The sequence below is a fragment of the Halomicrobium sp. HArcht1-1 genome (assembly GCF_058933285.1).
The window spans coordinates 355,053-375,480 of record NZ_JBZYDL010000001.1; the positions used below are offsets into that span (position 1 = coordinate 355,053).

The 20,428-nt window shown below is 66.8% G+C and carries 26 protein-coding genes; 15 read left to right on the forward strand and 11 right to left on the reverse strand.

All coding sequences use genetic code 11. The annotated features are described in order from the left end of the window. Positions 1–30 precede the first annotated feature (30 nt). A complete protein-coding gene (locus tag AC5FRZ_RS01900; protein WP_493563723.1) occupies positions 31–378 on the reverse strand; it encodes a hypothetical protein in 348 nt (115 codons plus the stop codon). Positions 379–465: 87 nt separating this feature from the next. Between AC5FRZ_RS01900 and AC5FRZ_RS01905 the strand changes: the two genes are divergently transcribed. Further along, on the forward strand, positions 466–1,575 hold the full coding sequence (locus tag AC5FRZ_RS01905) for a tRNA (guanine(26)-N(2))-dimethyltransferase (RefSeq protein ID WP_372479851.1): 1,110 nt from the start codon (positions 466–468) through the stop codon (positions 1,573–1,575). Here AC5FRZ_RS01905 and AC5FRZ_RS01910 read toward each other — a convergent pair. Beyond that, positions 1,572–1,967, reverse strand: coding sequence for a hypothetical protein (locus AC5FRZ_RS01910; RefSeq protein WP_493563724.1), 396 nt, complete (start codon positions 1,965–1,967; stop codon positions 1,572–1,574). The genes AC5FRZ_RS01905 and AC5FRZ_RS01910 overlap by 4 nt on opposite strands. A 27-nt stretch (positions 1,968–1,994) precedes the next feature. Here AC5FRZ_RS01910 and AC5FRZ_RS01915 point away from each other — a divergent pair, with 27 nt between their 5' ends. After that, positions 1,995–2,570 (forward strand): ribonuclease BN, encoded by a 576-nt coding sequence (locus AC5FRZ_RS01915; RefSeq protein ID WP_170093146.1) that lies wholly within the window; start codon positions 1,995–1,997, stop codon positions 2,568–2,570. 2 nt (positions 2,571–2,572) lie between these two features. Beyond that, entirely contained in the window at positions 2,573–3,472 is a 900-nt protein-coding gene (locus AC5FRZ_RS01920) for a phosphatase PAP2 family protein (RefSeq protein WP_493563725.1), read from the forward strand. Positions 3,473–3,634: 162 nt separating this feature from the next. Here the strand turns inward: AC5FRZ_RS01920 and glnA are convergent, their stop codons facing one another. After that, positions 3,635–4,984: a type I glutamate--ammonia ligase gene (glnA, locus tag AC5FRZ_RS01925; RefSeq protein WP_153554785.1), complete on the reverse strand. Its 1,350-nt coding sequence runs from the start codon at positions 4,982–4,984 to the stop codon at positions 3,635–3,637. Positions 4,985–5,110: 126 nt separating this feature from the next. Here glnA and lrp point away from each other — a divergent pair, with 126 nt between their 5' ends. The 3 genes from lrp (at position 5,111) to AC5FRZ_RS01940 (ending at position 9,366) form a co-directional block, all read left to right on the forward strand. Beyond that, positions 5,111–5,569, forward strand: coding sequence for an HTH-type transcriptional regulator Lrp (gene lrp, locus AC5FRZ_RS01930; protein WP_170093149.1), 459 nt, complete (start codon positions 5,111–5,113; stop codon positions 5,567–5,569). A 154-nt stretch (positions 5,570–5,723) separates the two neighbouring features. Further along, complete coding sequence (locus AC5FRZ_RS01935; RefSeq protein WP_493563726.1) at positions 5,724–7,280, forward strand: MATE family efflux transporter; 1,557 nt, start codon at positions 5,724–5,726, stop codon at positions 7,278–7,280. 109 nt (positions 7,281–7,389) lie between these two features. Continuing rightward, entirely contained in the window at positions 7,390–9,366 is a 1,977-nt protein-coding gene (locus AC5FRZ_RS01940) for a DUF460 domain-containing protein (protein ID WP_372479847.1), read from the forward strand. Here AC5FRZ_RS01940 and AC5FRZ_RS01945 read toward each other — a convergent pair. Both AC5FRZ_RS01945 and AC5FRZ_RS01950 read right to left on the reverse strand, forming a co-directional pair. Continuing rightward, positions 9,363–9,557 (reverse strand): DUF7470 family protein, encoded by a 195-nt coding sequence (locus AC5FRZ_RS01945; protein WP_153554781.1) that lies wholly within the window; start codon positions 9,555–9,557, stop codon positions 9,363–9,365. The genes AC5FRZ_RS01940 and AC5FRZ_RS01945 overlap by 4 nt on opposite strands. A gap of 132 nt (positions 9,558–9,689) precedes the next feature. After that, complete coding sequence (locus tag AC5FRZ_RS01950) at positions 9,690–10,100, reverse strand: SCP2 sterol-binding domain-containing protein (protein WP_153554780.1); 411 nt, start codon at positions 10,098–10,100, stop codon at positions 9,690–9,692. 107 nt (positions 10,101–10,207) lie between these two features. On the opposite strand from AC5FRZ_RS01950, the gene eif1A reads away from it, so the two are divergent. The 7 genes from eif1A to AC5FRZ_RS01985 all read left to right on the forward strand — a co-directional run bounded on the left by eif1A (position 10,208) and on the right by AC5FRZ_RS01985 (position 15,308). Then, positions 10,208–10,495: a translation initiation factor eIF-1A gene (gene eif1A / locus AC5FRZ_RS01955; protein WP_015761681.1), complete on the forward strand. Its 288-nt coding sequence runs from the start codon at positions 10,208–10,210 to the stop codon at positions 10,493–10,495. Positions 10,496–10,540: 45 nt separating this feature from the next. Next, entirely contained in the window at positions 10,541–11,461 is a 921-nt protein-coding gene (gene rio1 / locus AC5FRZ_RS01960; RefSeq protein ID WP_153554779.1) for a serine/threonine-protein kinase Rio1, read from the forward strand. A gap of 55 nt (positions 11,462–11,516) precedes the next feature. Next, positions 11,517–12,065, forward strand: coding sequence for a KH domain-containing protein (locus AC5FRZ_RS01965; protein ID WP_153554778.1), 549 nt, complete (start codon positions 11,517–11,519; stop codon positions 12,063–12,065). A gap of 210 nt (positions 12,066–12,275) precedes the next feature. After that, a complete protein-coding gene (gene thsA, locus AC5FRZ_RS01970; protein WP_170095316.1) occupies positions 12,276–13,952 on the forward strand; it encodes a thermosome subunit alpha in 1,677 nt (558 codons plus the stop codon). 267 nt (positions 13,953–14,219) lie between these two features. Further along, positions 14,220–14,762, forward strand: a complete 543-nt coding sequence (locus AC5FRZ_RS01975) for a putative phosphothreonine lyase domain-containing protein (protein WP_493563727.1) — start codon at positions 14,220–14,222, stop codon at positions 14,760–14,762. A gap of 10 nt (positions 14,763–14,772) precedes the next feature. Then, complete coding sequence (locus AC5FRZ_RS01980; RefSeq protein WP_277347266.1) at positions 14,773–14,898, forward strand: hypothetical protein; 126 nt, start codon at positions 14,773–14,775, stop codon at positions 14,896–14,898. 200 nt (positions 14,899–15,098) lie between these two features. Beyond that, complete coding sequence (locus tag AC5FRZ_RS01985; RefSeq protein ID WP_170093154.1) at positions 15,099–15,308, forward strand: DUF2061 domain-containing protein; 210 nt, start codon at positions 15,099–15,101, stop codon at positions 15,306–15,308. A gap of 129 nt (positions 15,309–15,437) precedes the next feature. On the opposite strand, the gene AC5FRZ_RS01990 is transcribed toward AC5FRZ_RS01985, so the two are convergent. Beyond that, positions 15,438–15,932 carry a DUF8162 family protein gene (locus tag AC5FRZ_RS01990; protein ID WP_493563728.1) on the reverse strand — a complete coding sequence of 165 codons (495 nt, stop codon included), beginning with the start codon at positions 15,930–15,932 and terminating at the stop codon, positions 15,438–15,440. Between the two features lie 131 nt (positions 15,933–16,063). Beyond that, the gene (locus AC5FRZ_RS01995; protein WP_493563729.1) at positions 16,064–16,585 is read right to left on the reverse strand and encodes a universal stress protein; all 522 of its coding nucleotides are present in this window, start codon (positions 16,583–16,585) and stop codon (positions 16,064–16,066) included. A gap of 106 nt (positions 16,586–16,691) precedes the next feature. Between AC5FRZ_RS01995 and AC5FRZ_RS02000 the strand changes: the two genes are divergently transcribed. Then, positions 16,692–17,684: an ornithine cyclodeaminase family protein gene (locus AC5FRZ_RS02000; RefSeq protein WP_170093157.1), complete on the forward strand. Its 993-nt coding sequence runs from the start codon at positions 16,692–16,694 to the stop codon at positions 17,682–17,684. Here the strand turns inward: AC5FRZ_RS02000 and AC5FRZ_RS02005 are convergent. Further along, entirely contained in the window at positions 17,674–17,853 is a 180-nt protein-coding gene (locus AC5FRZ_RS02005) for a DUF7535 family protein (protein WP_170093158.1), read from the reverse strand. The genes AC5FRZ_RS02000 and AC5FRZ_RS02005 overlap by 11 nt on opposite strands. Before the next feature lie 115 nt (positions 17,854–17,968). Here AC5FRZ_RS02005 and AC5FRZ_RS02010 point away from each other — a divergent pair, with 115 nt between their 5' ends. After that, positions 17,969–18,544: a signal peptidase I gene (locus AC5FRZ_RS02010; RefSeq protein ID WP_493563730.1), complete on the forward strand. Its 576-nt coding sequence runs from the start codon at positions 17,969–17,971 to the stop codon at positions 18,542–18,544. Positions 18,545–18,547: 3 nt separating this feature from the next. On the opposite strand, the gene AC5FRZ_RS02015 is transcribed toward AC5FRZ_RS02010, so the two are convergent. The 3 genes from AC5FRZ_RS02015 to pheA form a co-directional block, all read right to left on the reverse strand. Then, a complete protein-coding gene (locus tag AC5FRZ_RS02015) occupies positions 18,548–19,003 on the reverse strand; it encodes a peroxiredoxin (RefSeq protein WP_170093159.1) in 456 nt (151 codons plus the stop codon). A 2-nt stretch (positions 19,004–19,005) separates the two neighbouring features. Further along, entirely contained in the window at positions 19,006–19,407 is a 402-nt protein-coding gene (locus AC5FRZ_RS02020) for an Hsp20/alpha crystallin family protein (protein ID WP_170093160.1), read from the reverse strand. A gap of 198 nt (positions 19,408–19,605) precedes the next feature. Next, on the reverse strand, positions 19,606–20,424 hold the full coding sequence (gene pheA, locus AC5FRZ_RS02025; RefSeq protein ID WP_170093161.1) for a prephenate dehydratase: 819 nt from the start codon (positions 20,422–20,424) through the stop codon (positions 19,606–19,608). Between the last annotated feature and the right edge of the window lie 4 nt (positions 20,425–20,428).

Consider the following 20,428-nt stretch of genomic DNA (forward strand, 5'->3'; position numbering starts at 1 on the left):
CTCACCGGCACATCGCTACAACCGTCCGTCTCAGAGGAAATCGCGCACGTCGGAGTACCACATGTCGTGGTCGTCGGTGGCCTCGATGGCCTCGGCGATCCGGACCGCGATCGCGTGCCAGCACAGCTGCTCGGGGTCGGTGGCGTCGAGGTTGTACTCGCTGTCGGCGCAGGTACAGCCGCCGCCTTCGACGACGTACTCGTCGTCGTGGCCGACGACGATCGTGAAGTCCCGGTAGGCCTTGACCCGCTGCTCGCCGACGGCTTCGATGGCCTGCTGGCCGCGGTCACCGTGGACCGAGACGATGCGGTCGACGGCGTCGGGGGTCAGCTCTCCCGCGGCTTCGAGCATCGACACCCACTCTTCGACCGCGCTCATTGGCCCCACTTGCGTGAGACGGGTGAAAACACCGTCGGTGAGCGCCCGATGCGTGGCGCTTTTCGCTCCCCGCCTTCCAGTAGCGGTATGCGCGTCACAGAGGGGCAGGTCACCGTCGAGGTACCGGAGCAGGCCGACGCCGGCAAGGGCGAGAACGTCTTTTTCAACCCCGTTCAGGAGCTGAACCGCGACCTGACGATCGCCACGCTGCGGGCCTTCCGCGAGCGCGAGCCCCGCGCCGAGCACTATCTCGACGCGACGGCGGCCAGTGGCGTCCGCGGCGTCCGGGCCGCCGCCGACGGCTGGGAGGCGACGTTGTGTGACGTGGATCCCGACGCCGTTGCCCTCTGTGAACGGAACCTCGACCGCAACGACCTCTCGGGGACGGTCCGCCACGAGGACGCCAACGTCGCGATGCACAGCGATCCCTGGGACGTGGTCGACATCGACCCCTTCGGGACGCCGATTCCCTTCGCCGACGCCGCCTTTCAGGGGACCCGCGATCTCGTCTGCGTGACCGCGACCGACACCGCACCGCTCTGTGGCGCACACTTCGAGAGCGGCGTCAGGAGCTACAGCGCCGTTCCCCGAAACACGGAGTACCACGCCGAGATGGGGATGCGGATCCTGCTCGGTGCGATGGTCCGGACCGCCGCCCGCTACGACGTGGCCGCTCGCCCGATCCTCAGCCACGCGACCAAGCACTACGCCCGGACGTACCTCGAACTGGACCACGGCGCGACCGTGGCCAACCGCGCCCTCGACGAGATCGGCCACGTCTACCACTGCCAGCAGTGTCTCTACCGGACCCACGAGGCGGGGCTCCACGCCGACGCGCCCGACGCCTGCCCGAACTGCGGCCAGCACCTCCAGACCGCCGGCCCGCTCTGGCTGGGTGGGACCTGCGAGCCCGACTTCGCCGCGGCCGTGAGCGAGTACCTCACCGAGGACATGGGGACGGCCGAGCAGGCCGCCGAGCTGCTGGCGACGCTCGCTGCGGAACTCCCGACGCCGACTCACTACGACCAGCACCGCCTGTGCAAGCGCTGGGGCGTCGGCGCGCCCGCGATGGACGACTTTCTGGACGCGCTGCGGGCGGCCGGACACGACGCCTCTCGGACCCACTACGGCGGCACGACGTTCAAGACCGCCGCCGACGTGACCGAAATCAGGGACGCCACGGTCGACTCCTTCTAGGCCAGCGTCTCGACGAATCGCATCACGAGCGAGTAGCCGGCGTGGTACACCGGCCGGAGGAAGTAGTTGACCATGCCGACGAACCCGAGCAGGCCGCCGACCGTCTGGATCTCCGCGGGCGTCGCCCCGAAGACGAACGCGCTCGCGGCCGCTGCCAGTGCCGGCCCGATCCAGAGGTCTCGAACGTAGCGGTCGAGGTCCTGGCCGAGTCGCCGGCCGGGCCGGGGGAGGCGCTCTCTGCCCGCGGCGAGCGTGACAGCGATCAGCGTCAGTACCGCCACCAGTGGGACGCCACCGCCGATGCCGGCGAGGCTGGCTCCGATCAGGAGCACGCTGGCGACGAGCAAGAGCGCGGTCGCCTCCATCGCTCGCTCGTCGAACACGCGTTGCATGTCCGGCCGAAGGAGGGCCCCCACAATATGGGTTCCGCCTCCCGGGCCGGCGGCCACGAGAATCTGGACCGGCAGCTACAACAGGCCGCCGCCCACATCGGTCCAACGATGACAGCCGACGACGGGGAGACGCCCCCACCGGACGCGGGTGACGGGGACGACGCCGACAGCACGCCGTCGAGCGAGCGCCACGCGGCTGGCAGCGGCGGCGAGACGCCCCCGCCCGACGATCCCGCGCGGCGGGACAATCCGACACAGGAAGAACTCGACGAACTGCGCGCCGAACTGGAGTCGTTCCGCGAGGACGTCGAGGACCGGACGCTCCATCGCGACGAGGTCAAAGACGACCTCCGCCGGTACGTTCGCCGCGAACTCCGGCGGGGCCACGCCCGTGGCTGGGGGCCGTATCTCGTCTTGCTGTACGGCACCGCCATGACCCTCGGTGCCTTCTACTACCTCCAAGACCAGGGTCTGTGGGCCGTGCTGGCGATGATCGTGATCTGGCTCTCGACGCTCGGGCTCTACGTCGTGATGCTCGTCACCGGTCTGGGGATCGGTGCCGCGGGCATCCCGCGACGCCTGCTCGATCGGCTGCGGGGCTGACCGTGCGCGCCATCGGCGTCACCGAGTGGCTCGGCGAGGCCCTCGGTCCCGCGGTCGTTCCCTTCGCCGTGGTGACCCAGCTCGGTGACCTCTGGTTTCTCACAGTCGTCGTGGGGCTGCTCTACTGGTTCGGTCGGTCCACGCCACAGGTCGGCGCGGGCGTCGACCGCGAGCGGGCGGCGACGGTCGTGGCGCTCCTGTTCGGGACCGTCGCGTTGCTCACGACGCTCAAGCCGCTGTTCGGCCTGGCCCGGCCGCCGGACGCGGGCGTGGCTCCCCAGGCCGCGCTCGTCCCGGCGGCCCTGGAGGGGGTGTACGCGTGGCTGGCGACCGGCGACGGCTTCGGCTTCCCCAGCGGCCACGCGCTGGGGACGACAGTCGTCTTCGGCGGGCTCGCGTGGGCCGTCCGCGTGGGTCCCCTCCGGCGACGCGCCGCGCTCGCCGCCGGCCTCGTCGCGCTCGTCTCCCTCTCTCGGCTCGCGCTCGGCGTCCACTACCTCGTCGACGTACTCGCCGGGGCGGGGCTGGGTCTCGCGTATCTCCTCGTCGTGGTCGGTGTCCTGGGGACGCCTCGGCGGGCCTTCGGTCTCGCGACGGCAGTGGCGCTGCTCGGCCTCACGGTCGTGGGTCTCCATCCGGAACTGGTCGCCACTGTCGGGTTGTGTGTCGGCGGGACGGCGGCCTGGCTGATCGCTGGCGATCGCCTCCTGGCGCTTTCGGATACCCGTCGTGGCGGTGTCCTCGCCACGCTCCTCGGCCTCGCGGTCGCGGGGCCGGCGCTCGCGGTGACCGGCCTGCTGGCCCCGTCGGTCCCGCTCGCGCTGGCGGGTGGACTGGTCGGCGGCGTCGTCACCGTGGCGGCACCGCTGGTCGGTCACGGCGTCGATAAAAAAGGCGCGTAGTCGGCGGTCGTCGCGGGCCTGTGCTTGCTCTCGCCGGCCCGTCCGAAGCGACGGTCGACGAGACGACTGGGTGCCGTGGCCTCATACTGCCGGCTGTACCTTCGTGACGATCTTCGCCACCCCGAGGTGGCGAAATCGTTCACAGATGTACAGTCGGTCGTATCAGAACTTCTCGAGGTAGCGGTCGAGCTCCCAGTCGGAGACGTCGACGCGGAACTCGTCGTACTCCTGGGTCTTGGCGTCGACGAAGTTCTCGTAGACGTGCTGGCCCAGCGCGTCCTGGACGACCTCGTCGTCTTCGAGTGCGTCGATGGCCTCGCCGAGGTTCGACGGCAGCGTGGTGATGCCGTACTCCTCGCGCTTTGCCTCGTCGAACTCGTAGATGTTCTCGCGGACGGGGTCGTCACAGTCCAGTTCCTTCTCGATGCCGTCCAGCCCGGCGTGGATGAGCGCCGCGAAGGCGAGATACGGGTTACAGGACGGGTCGGGGAAGCGGGCCTCGATCCGGCTGGCCGCGGGCGTGCGGGCCGCGGGCTTGCGGATCAGCGCCGAGCGGTTGCGGTCGGACCAGGCGACGTAGACGGGTGCCTCGTAGCCCGGGACGAGTCGCTTGTAGGAGTTGACCGTCGGGTTCGACACCGCGGCGATGGCCTCGGCGTGTTCGAGGATGCCGGCGGTGAACTGCTTTGCCGTCTCCGAGAGGTCGAACTCGTCGTCTTCGTCGTGGAACGCGTTCTCGCCGTCTTCGAACAGCGAGAAGTGCGTGTGCATCCCCGAGCCGTTGATCTTCGGGATCGGCTTGGGCATGAACGTCGCGTGCAGGTCGTGTTCGGCCGCGATGGCGCGGACGACCGCACGGAACGTGGCGACGTTGTCGGCCGTGCTCAGCGCGTCGTCGTAGGTGAAGTTGATCTCGTGCTGGCCCTCGGCGACCTCGTGGTGGGAGGCTTCGATGTCGAAGCCCATCTCTTCGAGGCCGAAGATGATGTCACGGCGCACGTCGGACGCGAGGTCCTTGGGCGCGAGGTCGAAGTAGCCACCGGCGTCGTTGGTCTTGGTCGTCGCACGTCCCTCTTCGTCTTCCTCGAACAGGAAGAACTCCGGCTCGGGGGCCGCGTTGACCGTGTACCCCATCTCCTCGGCGCGCTGGATGGCGCGCTTGAGGACGCCACGCGGGTCGCCAGCGAAGGGCTCGCCAGTCGAGGTGTCGATGACGTCACAGATGAGGCGCGCCGCGGCACTCTCGTCGTCGTTGCGCCACGGGAGCACGGAGAACGTCTCCGGGTCAGGGTCCAGGCGCATGTCCGACTCCTGGATGCGGACGAAGCCGTTGATCGAGGAGCCGTCGAAGTAGATGCCCTCGGTGAAGGCCTTCTCTGCCTGATCGGCCGGCACGGAGACGTTCTTGATCGTCCCCAGAATGTCTGTAAACTGCAGGCGCAGGAAGTCGACGTTCTTCTCTTCGATCTCTTCCAGTACGTCTTGTGCTTCCGCCGAGAGTTCGCTTGTCATTTTTGGACACCCGAGAGGAACACTGCTATCACTAAAATCCTGCTGCTTTGCGCAAAGCTTCCGGGCCTACGGGAAGGAATTGTATATTCGTAAAATTCTAATCCCTGGGGATCGTTCCACGATGTAATGACGTACGAAAATTTGGACCGGAAGCTAGTGAATGAACTTCTGGGCGACGGGCGGGCCAGCCTGCGGAGCCTCGCCGAGGACCTCGACGTCTCGGTCACCACCGTCTCCAACCACCTCTCAGATCTGGAAGACCAGGGCATCATCCAGGGGTACACGCCGAAAGTCGACTACGACGAACTGGGCTACGACGTGACCGCCATCGTCCAGCTCAAGGTCGAGGGCTCCTCGCTGCCCGAGGTCACGGAGTCGCTCCGAGAACACAAACAGATGATCTCCGTCTACGAGGTCACCGGCGACTACGACATCATCGCGGTCGGGAAGTTCTCCGACACCGACGGCATGAACGCCCAGATCAAGGAGCTGCTGACCGACCCCGAGATCAAGGAGTCCAACACCAGCGTCGTGCTCAACGCCGCCAGCGAACACGAGCAGTTCGACCTCGAACTCGAGGAGTAAGCGGCCGTCGCCGTCGCGGTTCGGCCCTCGCGAAATCGATATCCAAACATTCTTGACTGAATGGTCAGTTAATAGCTGTAATGACAGTTACCGCCCAGCCCCCGGTCCCTCCCTCGCAGTCCCCATCGTCGCCCAGACGGGGAGTGATCGGGACGTGACGCTACTCGACGAACTGCGGCGTGCCTTCTCCGTGGTCTTTCGGGGCCCGGAAGAGTTGGAGCTGACCAGCGGCTCGATCGGGACGCCGCTCTTTTTCCTCTCCTTGCCGATCATCATCACGAACCTCCTGCAGGTCGCGTACAACCTCGCCGACACCTTCTGGCTCGGCCAGTACAGCACCGAGGCGCTGGCGGCGATCTCCTTTGCCTTCCCGATGGTCTTTTTCCTCATCTCGCTGGCCATGGGGATCTCCGTGGCCGGCAGCGTCCTCGTGGCCCAGTACACGGGCGCGGACGAACCCGAGAAGGCCCAGTACGCGGCCTCCCAGACGGTGACCTTCGCCGTGCTGGCGTCCGTCTTCTTCGGCGTCACCGGCTACTTCTTCATCGAGGACTTCCTGCGGTTCGTCGGGGCCTCGGAGTCGGTGCTGCCCGGCGCGACGGCGTACCTGCAGGTGATGGCACTGGGACTGGCCTTCCTCTTTGGCTTCCTCGTGTTCATCTCGCTGATGCGGGGCGCTGGCGACACCGTGACGCCGATGCTCGTGATGTTCGGGACGGTCGTGCTCAACGTCGTGTTGGACCCGTTCCTCATCTTCGGGTGGACGCTTGTCGAGTCCGCGCCGGTGGTCGGTACGATCGCCTTCCCGGAGCTTGGCGTACAGGGAGCGGCGATCGCGACGATCTTCTCCCGTGGGGTGGCGATGGCCGTCGGCCTCGCCATCATGCTCTCGGGGACCCGCGGCGTCAAGATCTCCCCCAGCGAGATGGTCCCAGACCCCGCCTACGTCCGCAAGCTGTTGCGCATCGGCGTGCCCGCCTCCGTCGAGGGGACCGGCCGCTCGATCTCGGTCAACCTGATGCTGATCGTCGTCGGCACGTTCTCGACGCCGGTCGTCGCCGCCTTCGGCGTCGGTACCCGGATCTTCTCGCTGATCTTCATGCCCGCCATCGCCGTCGACCGCGGCGTCGAGACGATGACCGGCCAGAACATCGGCGCAGACAAGCCCGAACGGGCAAACACCGCCAACCACTTCGCCGCGAAGGCCTCCTTCCTCATCCTCGCCGCGGTCGGCGTCGTCGTCTTCTTCACCGCCCCGACGATCGTCAACGTGTTCAGCCCCGACCAGGAGGTCGTCCGCATCGGGGCGGAGTTCCTCCGCTGGGTCGCCCCGACCTTCGGCTTCATCGGCGTCGTCAGGGCCTACTCCGGGGGCTTCCGTGGCTCGGGCAAGACGCTCACCGCCGCCGCGCTGGCGATCCTGATGCTCGGGTTCATCCGCCTGCCGGTGTCGTGGGTCGCGTCCCGCGTCGTCGACGTTTCGACTCTCTCGCTTTCGGTGCCCGGATTCGGCACCTTCACGACCGACATCCTCGCGGGGACGCTGGTGGCCGACGCCTTCGCGTACTCGCTTGGCTCTCGGGGGATCTGGCTCGGCTTCGCCGTTTCGAACCTCCTCGCGGCGGTCCTCGCGTGGGCGTGGTTCTCGCGGGGCACCTGGCGCGAGGCCGACCTCACCGACGAGCCGACGGCCGCCGTGGCCGACGACTGACAGCGACTGACAGCCACTGCCCGCTCTGTACTCGTGTGGGCAGCGACCGCCAGCGACCGATGATGCTCCCGGCGTGGGGATTATAGTCACAGATCACTAACCCACGGCCGTGAACACGCGTACCGGGGCGCTCGACGCGGTTGTCTTCGGTGTCGACATCCAGAGTGGCGACGTGCGCGGGGACGCACCCTCCTACGCGCTGGTCGTGTTCGACGGCGAGGCAATCGAGCGCGACGTGGTGAGTCTCCGCAAGCTCCGGCGGCTGATCGACGACGTGGAGCCGTCGATCGTCGCGACGGACAACATGTACGAACTGGCCGAGGACAAGGACGCGCTCGTCCACTTCCTCGGGACCCTCCCCGACGAGACCACGCTCGTTCAGGTGACCGGTGCCGAGCAGCCCGAACCCCTCTCTCGGGTGGCGTCTCGCCACGGGGTCCCCTACGGGAAGGAGCCGATGAAAGAGGCGGAAGCGGCCGCACGGCTCGCCGCGGCCAACGTCGGCCAAGAGGTGTCGGCTTTCACCGACACGACCGAGGTGAAGGTCGCCCGCGGTCGCTCGACGGGCGGCGGTGGCGGCTGGTCCGAGGACCGCTACACTCGCCGGATCCACGGCTCGGTCAAGCAGCGCGCTCGCGCGGTCGAGTCGGAACTGGACGACGCCGGCCTCGACTACGAGCGCGAGGTCACCGAGAAGTACGGCGGCTTCTCGCAGGCGCTCTTTACCGTCTCGGCCCGCCCCCAGGACATCCCCGTCTCGCGGATGCGCTCGGGCGACGTGCGCGTCGAGATCGAACGCGAGCGCCGTGACGGGATCGAGTTCCGGCCACTGGCCAAGCGGCGCGACCACGTCGTCGTCGGCGTCGATCCCGGGACGACGACGGCCGTCGCGGTCGTGGGACTCGACGGCGAGGTCCTGGACGTGTACTCCTCGCGGACCGTCGACGCCGCTGGCGTCACCGAGTGGATCGTCGAGCGGGGCCGGCCCATCGTCGTCGCGGCGGACGTGACGCCGATGCCAGAGACCGTCGAAAAGCTGCGTCGCTCGTTCAGCGCCGCGGGGTGGACGCCCGACAGCGACCTCGCGATCGACGTGAAACAACACCGCACTCGCGAGGAGGGGTACGACAACGACCACGAGCGCGACGCGATGGCGGCGGCGCTGGGGGCCTACGACGACCACGCCGACCAGTTCGAGCGCATCGCCGAGAAGGTGCCGCCCCGCGAGGACGTGGGCGAGGTGACCGCGCGGGTCGTCGCCGGGGGCGAGTCCGTCGAGAGCGTCCTCGACGATCTGGCCGACGACGGCGGCGACGGCGACGAACAGACCGAACACACGCCCCGCGAACTCACCGAGGAGGAGAAAGAGATCAAACGGCTCCGGGCCCGCGTCGAGCGCCTGGAAGGCCACGTCGACGATCTGGAGGCGACGATCCAGCAGAAAGACGACCAGCTCGCGGAGAAAGAGCGGGAACTCTCACAGGCCCGCAGCGAGGAACGTCGCGAGGTGCGCAAGGACCGCGAGGTCACGCGCCTCCAGCGGGAAAACGAGCGCCTCGAACGCGAACTCGAAGCCGAACGCGAGGACCGCGAGGCCCTCGAATCGAAGCTCGAACGGCTCAAGGGGCTGTGGAAGCTCGACCACTCGAACTTCGCGGACGTGTCGGAGAAACAGGAGGGGCTGGTGTCGGTGAAAGTGATCGAGCAGTTCACCAGCGACGCGATCGCGACCGCCGACGAGGCCGTCGGCCTCGTCGAGGACGACGTGATCTTGCTGCGGGACGCCTCGGGCGCGGGCCGGTCGACCGCCCAGCGGCTGGCAGCGGTGAACCCGCGGATCGTCCTGCGCAACGGCGGGCTCTCGGACGTGGCCGACGAGATCCTCTTCGAGCACGACGTTCCCGTCGCGCCCGCGGAGATGGTGACCGTCCAGGAGGTCGACGAACTCGCGGTGGCTCGCGAACACGAGGTCGAGGCCGCCATCGAGGACTGGGAGGAGCGTGCCGAAGCACGGAAACGGGAGCAAAACGCCGAGCTGGTCGACCAGATCATCAGCGAACACCGCGCGGATCGACCGGAGAGCTAGGGGAGCCCGCCCGCACCGAGGCCGAAGGCAGTCATGAGATTCTTGACCATCCCGTAGACGATCAGTCCGAGACCGGCGACGACGAAGGCGATGCCGGCGGCGACGATGGGTGCCACCCACGCGACCAGCGCGATCCCGCCGAGCATCACGACCACGCCGAGGATCCCGGCGATGCCGAGTTTGTCGAGCATACTCCGACTGGTGCGAGGGAGGGAGGTAAGGGCTGTGGTCCGACTCGACGTTCACACTGCCGACTGTAACTGCTTCAAGAGATTCGCGACCCCGTGGTCGCGACATTCTTCACGGACTTACAGCCGGCAGTATCAGTACGCGAAGGTCGTCTCCACGTCTCGGGCCGCCTGGACCAGCGCTGCGACGGCCGCCTGGCGCTGGAGCAACTCGATCGTGTTCCCCTCGACGGTGAAGGGGCCGTCCATGACGGCCTCGGCTGCGTCGAGTTCGCCCCGCAACATTGCTTTCCAGGCCTCGTAGGGGCCACGAAGCGCGAAGTCGTAGTCGAACTCCGTCGCGAGTTCCGCGACGGGACACGCTCCGTCGTCGACGACCAGTCGGACGACGATCGGATCGCCGTCGTACGCCTCGTCCGGCGTGATCTCGAAGCGGAAGGTCGCGGCGAAGTCGGCGGCCGCCTCGGCGAAGGCCGGTCGGTCGGCCAGCGCACCGTGCCACTCGGTGACCCACTCGTCGGCGTCCTCGGGCAGCGTCGTACTCATCGCCCGGTCGTAGGCCCAAGGGGAACTTGGGCGTTGCCACTCGCTGGACCGGTCGATTCGGTCAAAACCGTACAAGCCTTAAACCGTTCGCCATCAAAAGGTGGCGTATGAGCGACAACGAAGGCCGCAAGAACCTCCGGATGCCCGAAGACGACGAGGTGTTCGCCATCGTCACGAACATGCTCGGAGCCAACCGCGTGAAAGTACGCTGTATGGACGGCGTCGAACGCACCGCGCGCATCCCCGGGAAGATGCAAAAGCGCATCTGGATCCGGGAAGACGACGTTGTCCTCGTCGAACCGTGGGACTGGCAAGACGAGAAGGCCGACATCACCTGGCGCTACGACAAGCAGGAGGCCGACCAGCTCAAAGAAGAGGGGCACATCCAGGAGTAACGATGGCCACGCACACATGACGCCGCCACCGTTCGGGGGCGACCGATGAGCGACGACGGCGACTTCGGGCTCGTCGACACCGAGGAGGCCGACGGCGTCGGTGACGAGTGGGAGTCGATCGACGTTTCTGACACCGAGGCAGACGAGATCGCGCGGACGCGCGACCGCGAGTTCAGTGAGTTTCGCAAGCGGATCAAGAACACCGAGCAGTTCAAAGTGACGGCGTCGGTGTTCGACGACGCCACGTACGGCGCGCTGTACAAACTGGTCCAGGACGGACACATCGACGCCTTCGGCGGCCCCATCTCGACGGGCAAGGAGGCGAACGTCTACACCGCACTGGCCGGCGACAGCGAGGCACGCAGCGCCTCGGGACAGTCGGGCGGCGACGGGGCACCACGGGACGAGGAGGTCGCGGTCAAGATCTACCGGATCAACGCCTCGGACTTCCGCGACATGCGGGGGTATCTCGACGGCGACCCGCGCTTCGAGGGGATCGGCTCGGACAAGAAGAAGGTCGTCACCGCGTGGGTCCGCAAGGAGTTCGCGAACCTCCAGCGGGCACGTAAGGCCGGCGTCCGCGTGCCCGAACCGATCGCTGTCCAGCGCAACGTACTGGTGATGGAGTACATCGCGACCGAGGACGGCCGTGCCAAGCGGCTCAACGAAGTCCACATCGAGAACCCCGAGACGGCCTTCGAGGTCGTCAGGGAGTACATGCGCCGTCTCTACGACGCGGGGCTCGTCCACGGCGACCTCTCCGAGTACAACATCGTGTTCCACGAGGGTCAGCTCGTCGTCATCGATCTGGGTCAGGCGGTAACGGTCCACCACGGCAACGCGCGGGACTACCTCGAACGGGACTGTGAGAACGTCGCGAACTTCTTCGCACGACAGGGCGTGGACGTGACCGCCGAGGACCTGCTCGCCACGGTCACGCGGGCCGACGAGGCGGCCGACGGGTAGCTGACGGCCACAGACGAACGCTTAACTGTCCGGATACAGTAGCTCGCAACATATTATGCAACACGTGAAGATTCCGCAGGACCGCATCGGCGCACTCATCGGCGAAGGGGGTGAGACCATGCGCGAGATCGAGGACCGAGCCGAAGTTCGCCTCGATATCGACTCCGAATCCGGCTCGGTGGAAGTCGAGTCCGTCGGCGACCCGATCACGGGACTGAAAGGCCCCGACATCGTGAAGGCGATCGGTCGCGGCTTCAACCCGGAGGACGCGCTCGCCCTGCTCGACGACGAGATGATGATGTTCGACGTGGTCGACATCGACGCCGCCTCCCGCAACCAGAACGACTTCACCCGACAGAAGGGACGCCTCATCGGTGAGGGCGGTCGGACCCGGGAGCTCATGGAGGAACTCACCGGCGCGTCTGTCGTGATCTACGGCTCGACGCTGGGGATCATCGGTGGCCCGGAACAGGTCGACGCCGTCCGTGAGGCCGCCGAGATGCTGCTCGAAGGCGCACCACACGGCTCGGTCTACTCGTTCCTCGAACGCAAGCACAACGAGATGAAACAGAAGGGACTGAACTACCACCAGTTCCACGGCTGACTCCCGCGCCGTTTCTACCGGTCTCGACTGTGCCCAGCCACAGCGCCGCCACGAGGCGCGCTCGTGGCCGCTCGCGATATCGTATTTAAAACCACCGTGACAACCCTTGTCAAATACAGGCTGGGCTGTCTCTCCGGCGGTCTGGCTTCCGGGTCCACAATCTTTATATAGAAGCACATTCAATCAATCGGACGTATGAGTCAGCGCCAGATGCAGGGTCAGCCCATGATCGTGCTGGGAGAGGACTCCCAGCGAACCTCCGGAAAGGACGCACAGTCGATGAACATCACGGCCGCACAGGCCGTCGCGGAGGCCGTACGGACGACACTCGGCCCGAAGGGCATGGACAAGATGCTCGTCGACGACTCCGGCGGCGTCGTCGTCACCAACGACGGTGTCACCATCCTCGACGAGATGGACATCGAGCACCCCGCGGCCAACATGATCGTCGAAGTCGCCCAGACCCAGGAAGACGAGGTCGGCGACGGCACGACGACCGCGGTCGTCATCTCCGGTGAACTCCTCTCGGAAGCCGAGGACCTCATCGACCAGGACATCCACGCCTCCATCCTGGCACAGGGGTACCGCCAGGCCGCCGAGAAGGCAAAGGAGATCCTCGAAGAGCAGGCCATCGAGGTCGGCCCCGAGGACACCGAGATGCTCGAGAAGGTCGCCGCGACGGCGATGACCGGCAAGGGCGCAGAGTCCTCCAAGGACGTCCTCGCCGATCTCGTCGTTCGCGCCGCACAGTCCGTCGCAGACGACGGCGAGGTCGACACCGACAACATCCAGCTCGAGGTCGTCGTCGGTGGCTCCACCGACGAGTCCGAGCTCGTCGAGGGCGTCATCATCGACAAGGAGCGCGTCCACGACAACATGCCCTACGCCGTCGAGGACGCCGACATCGCGCTGCTCGACACCGCGATCGAGGTCCCCGAGACCGAACTCGACACCGAAGTCAACGTCACCGACCCGGACCAGCTCCAGCAGTTCCTCGACCAGGAAGAGGAACAGCTCAAGGAGATGGTCGACGACCTCAAAGCGGCCGGTGCCGACGTCGTCGTCGCCCAGAAGGGCATCGACGACATGGCCCAGCACTACCTCGCACAGGAGGGCATCCTCGGCGTCCGCCGTGCGAAGAAGTCCACGATCAAGGCCCTCTCGCGCTCGACCGGCGCTCGGATCGTCTCGAACATCGCCGACGTGACCGAGGACGACCTCGGCTTCGCGGGCTCGGTCGCACAGAAGGACGTGGCCGGCGACGAGCGCATCTTCGTCGAGGACGTCGACGAGGCCAAGTCCGTCACGATGATCCTCCGCGGTGGCACCGAACACGTCGCCGACGAGGTCGAGCGCGCCATCGAGGACTCGCTCGGCGTCGTCGCCGCCACGCTGGAGGACGGCAAGGTCCTGCCCGGCGGCGGTGCCCCCGAGACACAGCTCGCACTCGGTCTGCGTGACCACGCCGACTCCGTCGGTGGCCGCGAGCAGCTGGCCGTCGAGGCCTTCGCCGACGCCATCGACGTCGTCCCGCGCACGCTCGCCGAGAACGCCGGTCTCGACCCGATCGACTCGCTGGTCGACCTGCGCAGCAAGCACGACGGCGGCGCGACCACGTCCGGTCTCGACGCCTACACTGGCGAAGTCGTCGACATGACCGAGGACGGCGTCGTCGAGCCCCTCCGCGTCAAGACCCAGGCCATCGAGTCCGCCACCGAGGCGGCCGTGATGATCCTGCGCATCGACGACGTGATCGCTGCCGGCGACCTCAAGGGTGGCGGCAGCGACGACGACGAGGACGACGCACCCGGCGGCCCCGGCGGCGCGCCCGGCGGAATGGGCGGCGGCATGGGCGGCATGGGCGGTGGCATGGGCGGCATGATGTAAAACGACCGTTTTCCGCTTCGCACGCGCCTTCGGCGCACCACTCGCGCAAAAACGTCCTCAGAAGTCGAAGACTTCTGATGGGCTGCGATAGAGCTCCGCTCTATCGAACGTCGATGAAAAAGGCCGAGCGCTTCGCGCTCGGTGAATCGCTCGAACGAGCGGGTCCTTCGGACCGCTCGTTCGCGCGAATGCTCGCGGTATGCTTACTTTCACTTTCACCCCGGCAGGACTATGTATTTATACAGTCGTTCTGAAGACAATCTTTGTATGCAATCGCCACTCGAAATCACGGCCGAGGAACAGTACTGGCTCCGCAGCCGGGACGTGAGCGACTCGCCGACGGTCGCTGGCGACGCCTACTTCTCGGAGTACAGTATCGCCCGCGCTGACGAGACGACCGTCGAAGACCTCCCGCCAGCAGACAGCGACACTGTTCGGGAGATCGACCGCGAGGCACTCGATCAGGAATTGCTCACCGGCAAGTGGCAGATCACGGGGTCGCCAGAGCGGATCGAAGACCTGTTTCCGAAGCTCGTCGCCGACGCCGAGGACGGGATCGTCTGGGCGGTCAAGGCCATGACGACGTTCGGCTTCGAGAACCTCTCTATGTACGACGAGTACCTCCTGACTGTCTACACGCCGAATTACTTCGACCGTGCTGACGTTCACCGCGTCAGGGACTACCTCCGCAGGGAGTACGGTGAGAACGGGGTGCTGTACTACAAGCCCGACATCTACACGAAGAAGGGAATCGACGCGACCACGGTCGCGGAGTTCGGGCTCTCGGCTCCCGCACGATACGTCGAGTGAGAGCGATTCGATGACTACCGACTACGAGATCCGACCGGCCACACCGTCCGACGCCGAGGCGATGCTCGTCGTCCACGTCGCGGCCATCTTCGAACGTGGTTCCGACGCGTACGCCGACCGGCCGGTTTCGGTGTAGCTGCCCAAACGGAGTGGGTGGGTGTGTCGAGGCAATCGAGACGGCGAAGTGTCGATCGTCTGGATGGCACCCCTCTAATTACATTTAATTAGACTTTAGTGTCGGCGGTCCAAACGGTTTTCCCGTGATTCGTTTTCAGTGCCTACTGTCGGCGACGGACCGGTTGCGATCACGCTCCGTGATCTGGGAGGTGTGACACCGTGGAGACCCACCGTCGATCGATCGTGAAGGCTGCCTCTTATCGCCTGTTCGCCACGAGCGTGGTCTTCGCGGTCGCCTTCCTCTTTACCGGCGAGTTCGGAGCCTCGGCGAAGATCGGGCTCTCGGCGGCGGTCGCGAAGACGGTGCTGTACTACGTCTGGGAACGACTGTGGAGCAACATCGAGTGGGGGCTGGCCGAACCGGAGTGACCGGTGTCGAAAGGCGAACCGACCCTCGGCCCGTGGCGAGACATCCGGGAGCAAGACGGGGATGAAGCGACCAAACGTCGCCGACGGTCGGACCGTCGGACTCCCGCTCGACAGTGGCGCTCTTTTCTGTCAGGTGGGGAGTGCGAAGACGACGCCGAGCAACACGAGCGGAACGGCGAACACCAGCGCGTACCAGACGCCGCCAACCGCCAGCAACAGCCACGTCGACGCCGCGTAGCCGGTGGGGTCCCAGTCCAGGCCCGCTCGTGGGAGCCCGAGCGCGGCGACGACCGGGAGGCCAACGGCGTAGCCGACCGTTCCGACGATCGCGACGTCGATCAGACTGTTGCTCAACTGTGCACCCGTCTGGGGGTCGTTCGACGCACCGCTCGCGAACACGGCGAGGAGTCCGCCGACGAACGGCAGCGACCCACAGAGGCCGGCGAGGACGTACGACGGGAGCAGCGACTCCGTGGGCGGGAGCGTCCAGAACAGCGAGCGAACGCGCTTTGCGACGAGAAAGGGCGTCCAGAGAACGGTCGCGACGACGCCCGGTGCCAACAGCGTGGCGATCAGGCCGAGCCAGTCGGTGATCTGTGCGGACAGCGATTGGAGGGGGACCATACCGGGGTGTGTGTGACGGCGAATAACTATTTTCCTTTCTCGTGGCCCGGATGCGTCGGGCCGGCCGTCGCCCGGTTCGCTCTCACTCGGCCACACCGCGGTGAGACGTCGGCGCGCCCGATCGATTCCGGCTACGCGTCGACGGCTTCGACCTTCGAACCGCCACAACTGCGACACGTCGTGATCTCGGTCCCGGGGTCGTCGTAGTACTCTTCGCCACAGGACGGACACTGATGGGACGGTTGCGCTCGCTCGTCGAGCCCGCCGGTGATCGTCACCGGGATCGCGGCATCGAGCATGACTGCCTGACTGACGCTCCCGAAGATCAGCGAGCCCAGCGGCGATCGCTTCCGACCGCCGAGGACGATCTGGTCGGCCCCGATCCGACTGGCCGCATCGAGGATTTCGCTCGACGGGTCGCCGCTGGTGCTCGCCGTCTCGACGGTGATCCCACGGTCGCGGAACCACTCCTGGACGTTGCGACCGGCCGTGATCTGCGTCGGCGACGTGTTCTCGGCGACGTTCTCGTCGTCGAAGACGTGCAACAGCGTCACCGTGATCTGGTCGCGGGCGGCCGGCAACTCGCTGACAGCCCGGGCTTGCCCCATCGCACGCCCCTCGTCGCTGTCGATCGGCATGAGGACATTGTACATTGCTATCGAACCTCACGAAAACTCCCGGCGGGCGAGCGTATAGTAAGTCGTTCCGTACCGCCAGATTCGCCCAGTGACTAAGTGAGAGGGGGACACAGGCACACGTATGCAGACCTTACTACTCGGTCCGGATACCGTCGACGAACACACACCGCTCGCAGACGTGATCGCCGCCGTTTCCGACGCGTTCGGTGCGTACGCACGCGGCGACGTCGTCATGCCGTCCAAGTCCTACGTCGATCTCCCACAGTACGACGGTGACTTTCGGTCCATGCCGGCCTACGTCGCCGCCGACGAGTGGGACGCCGCGGCGCTCAAGTGGGTCAACGTCCACCCGAACAATCCCGACTCGTACGACCTCCCGACAGTACTGGGGACGCTGATCTACTCCGATCCCCGCAACGGCTTCCCGCTGGCCGTGATGGACGGGACACTCCTCACCCAGAAGCGGACCGGCGCGGCGTCGGCGGTCGCGACCGACCACCTCGCGGTCCCCGACGCCTCGTCGATGGGACTTGTCGGTGCGGGCGTGCAGGCCTACACCCAGCTCGAAGCCATCGCCGAGGTCCGTGACATCCAGACGGTCGTCGTCGCCGATCAGGACGAGGCGGCGGTGCAGGCGTTCGTCGATCACTTCGCGGACCGCTTCGACGTGCGCGGCGGGACGATCGAGGAGGCCGCCGCTTGCGACGTGCTCTCGACGGTGACGCCCGTCTCGGAGCCGATCATCCACGCCGTCGGCGACCGGACTCACGTCAACGCGATGGGGGCCGACGCCGCCGGGAAACACGAGATCGCCGACGAGGTGTTGCTCGACGCGACCATCGTGATCGACGACTACGAGCAGTGTACCCACTCGGGCGAGATCAACGTCCCCTGGAGCGAGGGGCGACTGGACGACGACGACATCCACGCCGAACTCGGAGATCTCGTCGTCGGCGACCGACCCGGCCGAGACGGGATCGACGGCGTGACCGTCTTCGACTCGACCGGGCTGGCGATTCAGGACGTGGCCTGTGCCCACGTCGCCTACGAGAACGCCAGCGACGGGGGGTCGGGGACCGACTTCGAACTCGTCGGGACCGACCTCAGTTCGTGAGCTTGTCGACCAGCCAGATCAGTGCGAGGATCGGCAACACCGGGAGCATGACCACGAGCATGCCGGCGAAGATGAGCCAGCCGATCGCGTTCATCTGACTGTCGTCGCTCTCGTCGGCCAGTGGCGTGACCGTCCGGAGTCCAGAGCCGCCGTCGGTTTCTGCTGCCATGTCTCGACGTTCGACGCCTGCGTTGATAATGCTCTCGGGTTCTATCGACGACACGCCGCCAGTCTGTGGTAGTCACTCACAAACAATTATGTAGTTTCGACCACATGTGTACGGTGTGAGTGATCGACATCCGAGCCACGGTCGCGGTCCCGCGCGCCCTCCCGAGTCCCAGTCGCCGGTCCCCGGCTCGCGGGTGGTCTGGCGGACGGTCGCGCTCTTGCTCGCCGCGTTCGTCCTCGTGAGCGTGTTCGGACAGATCGCCCCGATCAGCTACGTCAACAGCGGGAGCATGGACCCGGCGCTGTCGACCGGTGACGGGTTCGTCGCGGTGCCGGCGGCCGTCGCCGACGATCCCGAGCCCGGCGACGTGATCGTCTATCGCTCCCAGGAGATCGAGGCCGGCGGACTGGTCACCCACCGGATCGTCGCCCGGACCGACGAGGGGTTCGTGACGAAAGGCGACGCGAACCCCGTCACCGACCAGCAGGCCGGCGAACCGCCGGTCTCGCGTGACCGCATCGTCGCGCAGGTGTTCGCGGTCGACGGGCGCGTGGTCTCACTGTCGGGGCTCGGGACCGTCTCGATGACGATTCGCAGCACCGTCCGGACGAGTCCCGTCGGCCTCCCGCCAGCGTCGATGGAGTTGCTGGTCCTGGCCGCCGGTGCGGTGTTGTTCTGGCGCGGGCGGTGAGCGTCACTCGGCGGGATCGACGAGGCCGAGTTCGGCCAGATCCCGGAGCACGTCCCGAGCGTGGCCGTCCGGTCGGACGCCCTCGTAGAGGCCGACGACGCGCCCCGCGGCGATGACGAACGTCGTCCGGACCGCGCGCCCGTCGTCGAGGGGCACGTCGAAGGCGTCGGCGATCTCGCCGTCGGGATCGGCCAGCAGGTCGAACGCGAGGTCGTGGTCCTCGGCGAACGCGCGATGGCTGTCCACGTCGTCGGTCGAGACGCCGTAGACGGGAATGCCGGCGTCGCGATAGGTGTCGTAGTGGTCGTCGAACTGGCGAGCCTGAGTCGTACAGCCGTCGGTATCGTCTCGCGGATAGAAGTAGAGCACCGTCGCACCGCCGAAGTCGGGTTCGACGCGCTCGCCCCGCTGGTTCCGGGCGCTGATCGCCGGGGCGTCCGAGCCCGTGTCGAGCACCATCGTCACTCCACCGTGATCGACGTGCCGCCGTCCGTGGACTGCTTGCCCAACTCGACGGTCAAGACGCCGTCGTCGTAGCTGGCGGTCGTCGCCTCGGGAGCGACGGCCTCCGGGAGGCGCACCGTCCGACGGGCGGCCTGCCGGGGTCGTTCCCGCTTCACGTAGCGACCGTCCCGGTCGGGCTCGTCGTCGGCCGCGCTGATCGTCAGCAGCGTGTCGTCTTCGAGAGTCACGTCGATGGCGTCGCTCGACCGGCCCGGGAGGTCGGCGCGGACGACGATCTCGTCGCCCGTATCGAGCACGTCGACGGGGACGCCCGTACGCTTGGTGCCGAACTGCTCGCTCACGAGGTCGAAGGCCCGTTCCAGCTCTTCGAATGGGTCTGTCGGTTTCGAGTCGTCCATGTGTCACCGTAGGTCGGGTGCCGGGATAAAAGCGGTCGCCGGCCGTCCTCACAGAGTGTCGTAGACTTTCACCAGACCAACCCCACGCCACGGGGAGACTCGCTCCGTCGTCTCCCGGGCCGTCCACACAGCGTCGGCCGGACGCCGTGGTCGACCGGGCAAACGGCGACGGCGATCCGTCTCGTACTGCCGGCAGTATCAGTTCAGGACGGTCTCGGAGTCGTACGAACCCAGCCGCTTCACCCATCCCTTCTCGGCGATGGCTTCGATGTCTGCCAGTGCCTTCTGGGTCCGTTCCTCGTAGAGGCCGGCCTCCACGTCGACGTGGAAGACGTAGTCGCCCAGTCGCTCGCCGCTGGGGCGAGACTCCACCCGAGTGAGGTTGATGTTGCGGTCGGCGAACGGTTCCAGCATCTCCAGCAACAGTCCGGGGTAGTCGACGTTGGGGTAGACGATCAGCGAGGACTTCGAGCCGGCGTCGGACCGCTCGGCAAGCGGCGCGACGACCACGAAGCGCGTGGCGTTCGAGGACTGGTCCTGGATGTCTTCGGCAAGCACCTGCAGGTCGGTGCCCTCGCCGCCGTTGTCCGGGTGGCCGATACCGGCGACCGACGGGTCGTCGCGGGCGCGCTCGACGCCGCGAGCGGTGGAGGCGACGGCCTCCAGTTCGGCGTCGGGGTAGTTGGCGTCCAGGTAGGACCGACACTGAGCCAGCGCCTGGGCGTGGCTGGCGACCAGTTCGAAGTCGTCGCGCTGGGCCAGCAGCGCGTGACGGATCGGCGTGATGATCTCCTTGACGACGGCGACCTCGTAGCCCGCGAAGGCGTCGAGGCTCTCCGTGACCGATCCCTCGATGCTGTTCTCGACGGCGACGACGCCGCGATCCGCCTCGCCGTCTGCGACCGCTTGGACGATGGCTGTCGGCGACTCTCGGAACTCGATCTCGTCGTCGTCGGCGACCGAGCGGGCTGCCCGGTGGGAGTAGGTTCCGGCCGGCCCCAGCGTGAGCATCTTCATACCA

Bases quoted from the DNA above. Each gene is read 5' to 3' on its own strand.
- AC5FRZ_RS01910 (WP_493563724.1), bottom strand. From the start codon at position 1,967: ATGCAACGCGTGTTCGACGAGCGAGCGATGGAGGCGACCGCGCTCTTG.
- AC5FRZ_RS02005 (WP_170093158.1), bottom strand. From the start codon at position 17,853: ATGGCAGCAGAAACCGACGGCGGCTCTGGACTCCGGACGGTCACGCCA.
- AC5FRZ_RS01980 (WP_277347266.1), top strand. From the start codon at position 14,773: ATGACTACCGACTACGAGATCCGACCGGCCACACCGTCCGACGCCGAG.
- AC5FRZ_RS01995 (WP_493563729.1), bottom strand. From the start codon at position 16,585: ATGTACAATGTCCTCATGCCGATCGACAGCGACGAGGGGCGTGCGATG.
- lrp (WP_170093149.1), top strand. From the start codon at position 5,111: ATGACGTACGAAAATTTGGACCGGAAGCTAGTGAATGAACTTCTGGGC.
- AC5FRZ_RS01975 (WP_493563727.1), top strand. From the start codon at position 14,220: ATGCAATCGCCACTCGAAATCACGGCCGAGGAACAGTACTGGCTCCGC.
- rio1 (WP_153554779.1), top strand. From the start codon at position 10,541: ATGAGCGACGACGGCGACTTCGGGCTCGTCGACACCGAGGAGGCCGAC.
- AC5FRZ_RS01915 (WP_170093146.1), top strand. From the start codon at position 1,995: ATGGGTTCCGCCTCCCGGGCCGGCGGCCACGAGAATCTGGACCGGCAG.
- AC5FRZ_RS01950 (WP_153554780.1), bottom strand. From the start codon at position 10,100: ATGAGTACGACGCTGCCCGAGGACGCCGACGAGTGGGTCACCGAGTGG.
- AC5FRZ_RS02015 (WP_170093159.1), bottom strand. From the start codon at position 19,003: ATGGTGCTCGACACGGGCTCGGACGCCCCGGCGATCAGCGCCCGGAAC.
- AC5FRZ_RS01965 (WP_153554778.1), top strand. From the start codon at position 11,517: ATGCAACACGTGAAGATTCCGCAGGACCGCATCGGCGCACTCATCGGC.
- thsA (WP_170095316.1), top strand. From the start codon at position 12,276: ATGCAGGGTCAGCCCATGATCGTGCTGGGAGAGGACTCCCAGCGAACC.
- pheA (WP_170093161.1), bottom strand. From the start codon at position 20,424: ATGAAGATGCTCACGCTGGGGCCGGCCGGAACCTACTCCCACCGGGCA.
- AC5FRZ_RS02000 (WP_170093157.1), top strand. From the start codon at position 16,692: ATGCAGACCTTACTACTCGGTCCGGATACCGTCGACGAACACACACCG.
- AC5FRZ_RS01900 (WP_493563723.1), bottom strand. From the start codon at position 378: ATGAGCGCGGTCGAAGAGTGGGTGTCGATGCTCGAAGCCGCGGGAGAG.
- AC5FRZ_RS01945 (WP_153554781.1), bottom strand. From the start codon at position 9,557: ATGCTCGACAAACTCGGCATCGCCGGGATCCTCGGCGTGGTCGTGATG.
- eif1A (WP_015761681.1), top strand. From the start codon at position 10,208: ATGAGCGACAACGAAGGCCGCAAGAACCTCCGGATGCCCGAAGACGAC.
- AC5FRZ_RS01905 (WP_372479851.1), top strand. From the start codon at position 466: ATGCGCGTCACAGAGGGGCAGGTCACCGTCGAGGTACCGGAGCAGGCC.
- glnA (WP_153554785.1), bottom strand. From the start codon at position 4,984: ATGACAAGCGAACTCTCGGCGGAAGCACAAGACGTACTGGAAGAGATC.
- AC5FRZ_RS01990 (WP_493563728.1), bottom strand. From the start codon at position 15,932: ATGGTCCCCCTCCAATCGCTGTCCGCACAGATCACCGACTGGCTCGGC.
- AC5FRZ_RS02020 (WP_170093160.1), bottom strand. From the start codon at position 19,407: ATGGACGACTCGAAACCGACAGACCCATTCGAAGAGCTGGAACGGGCC.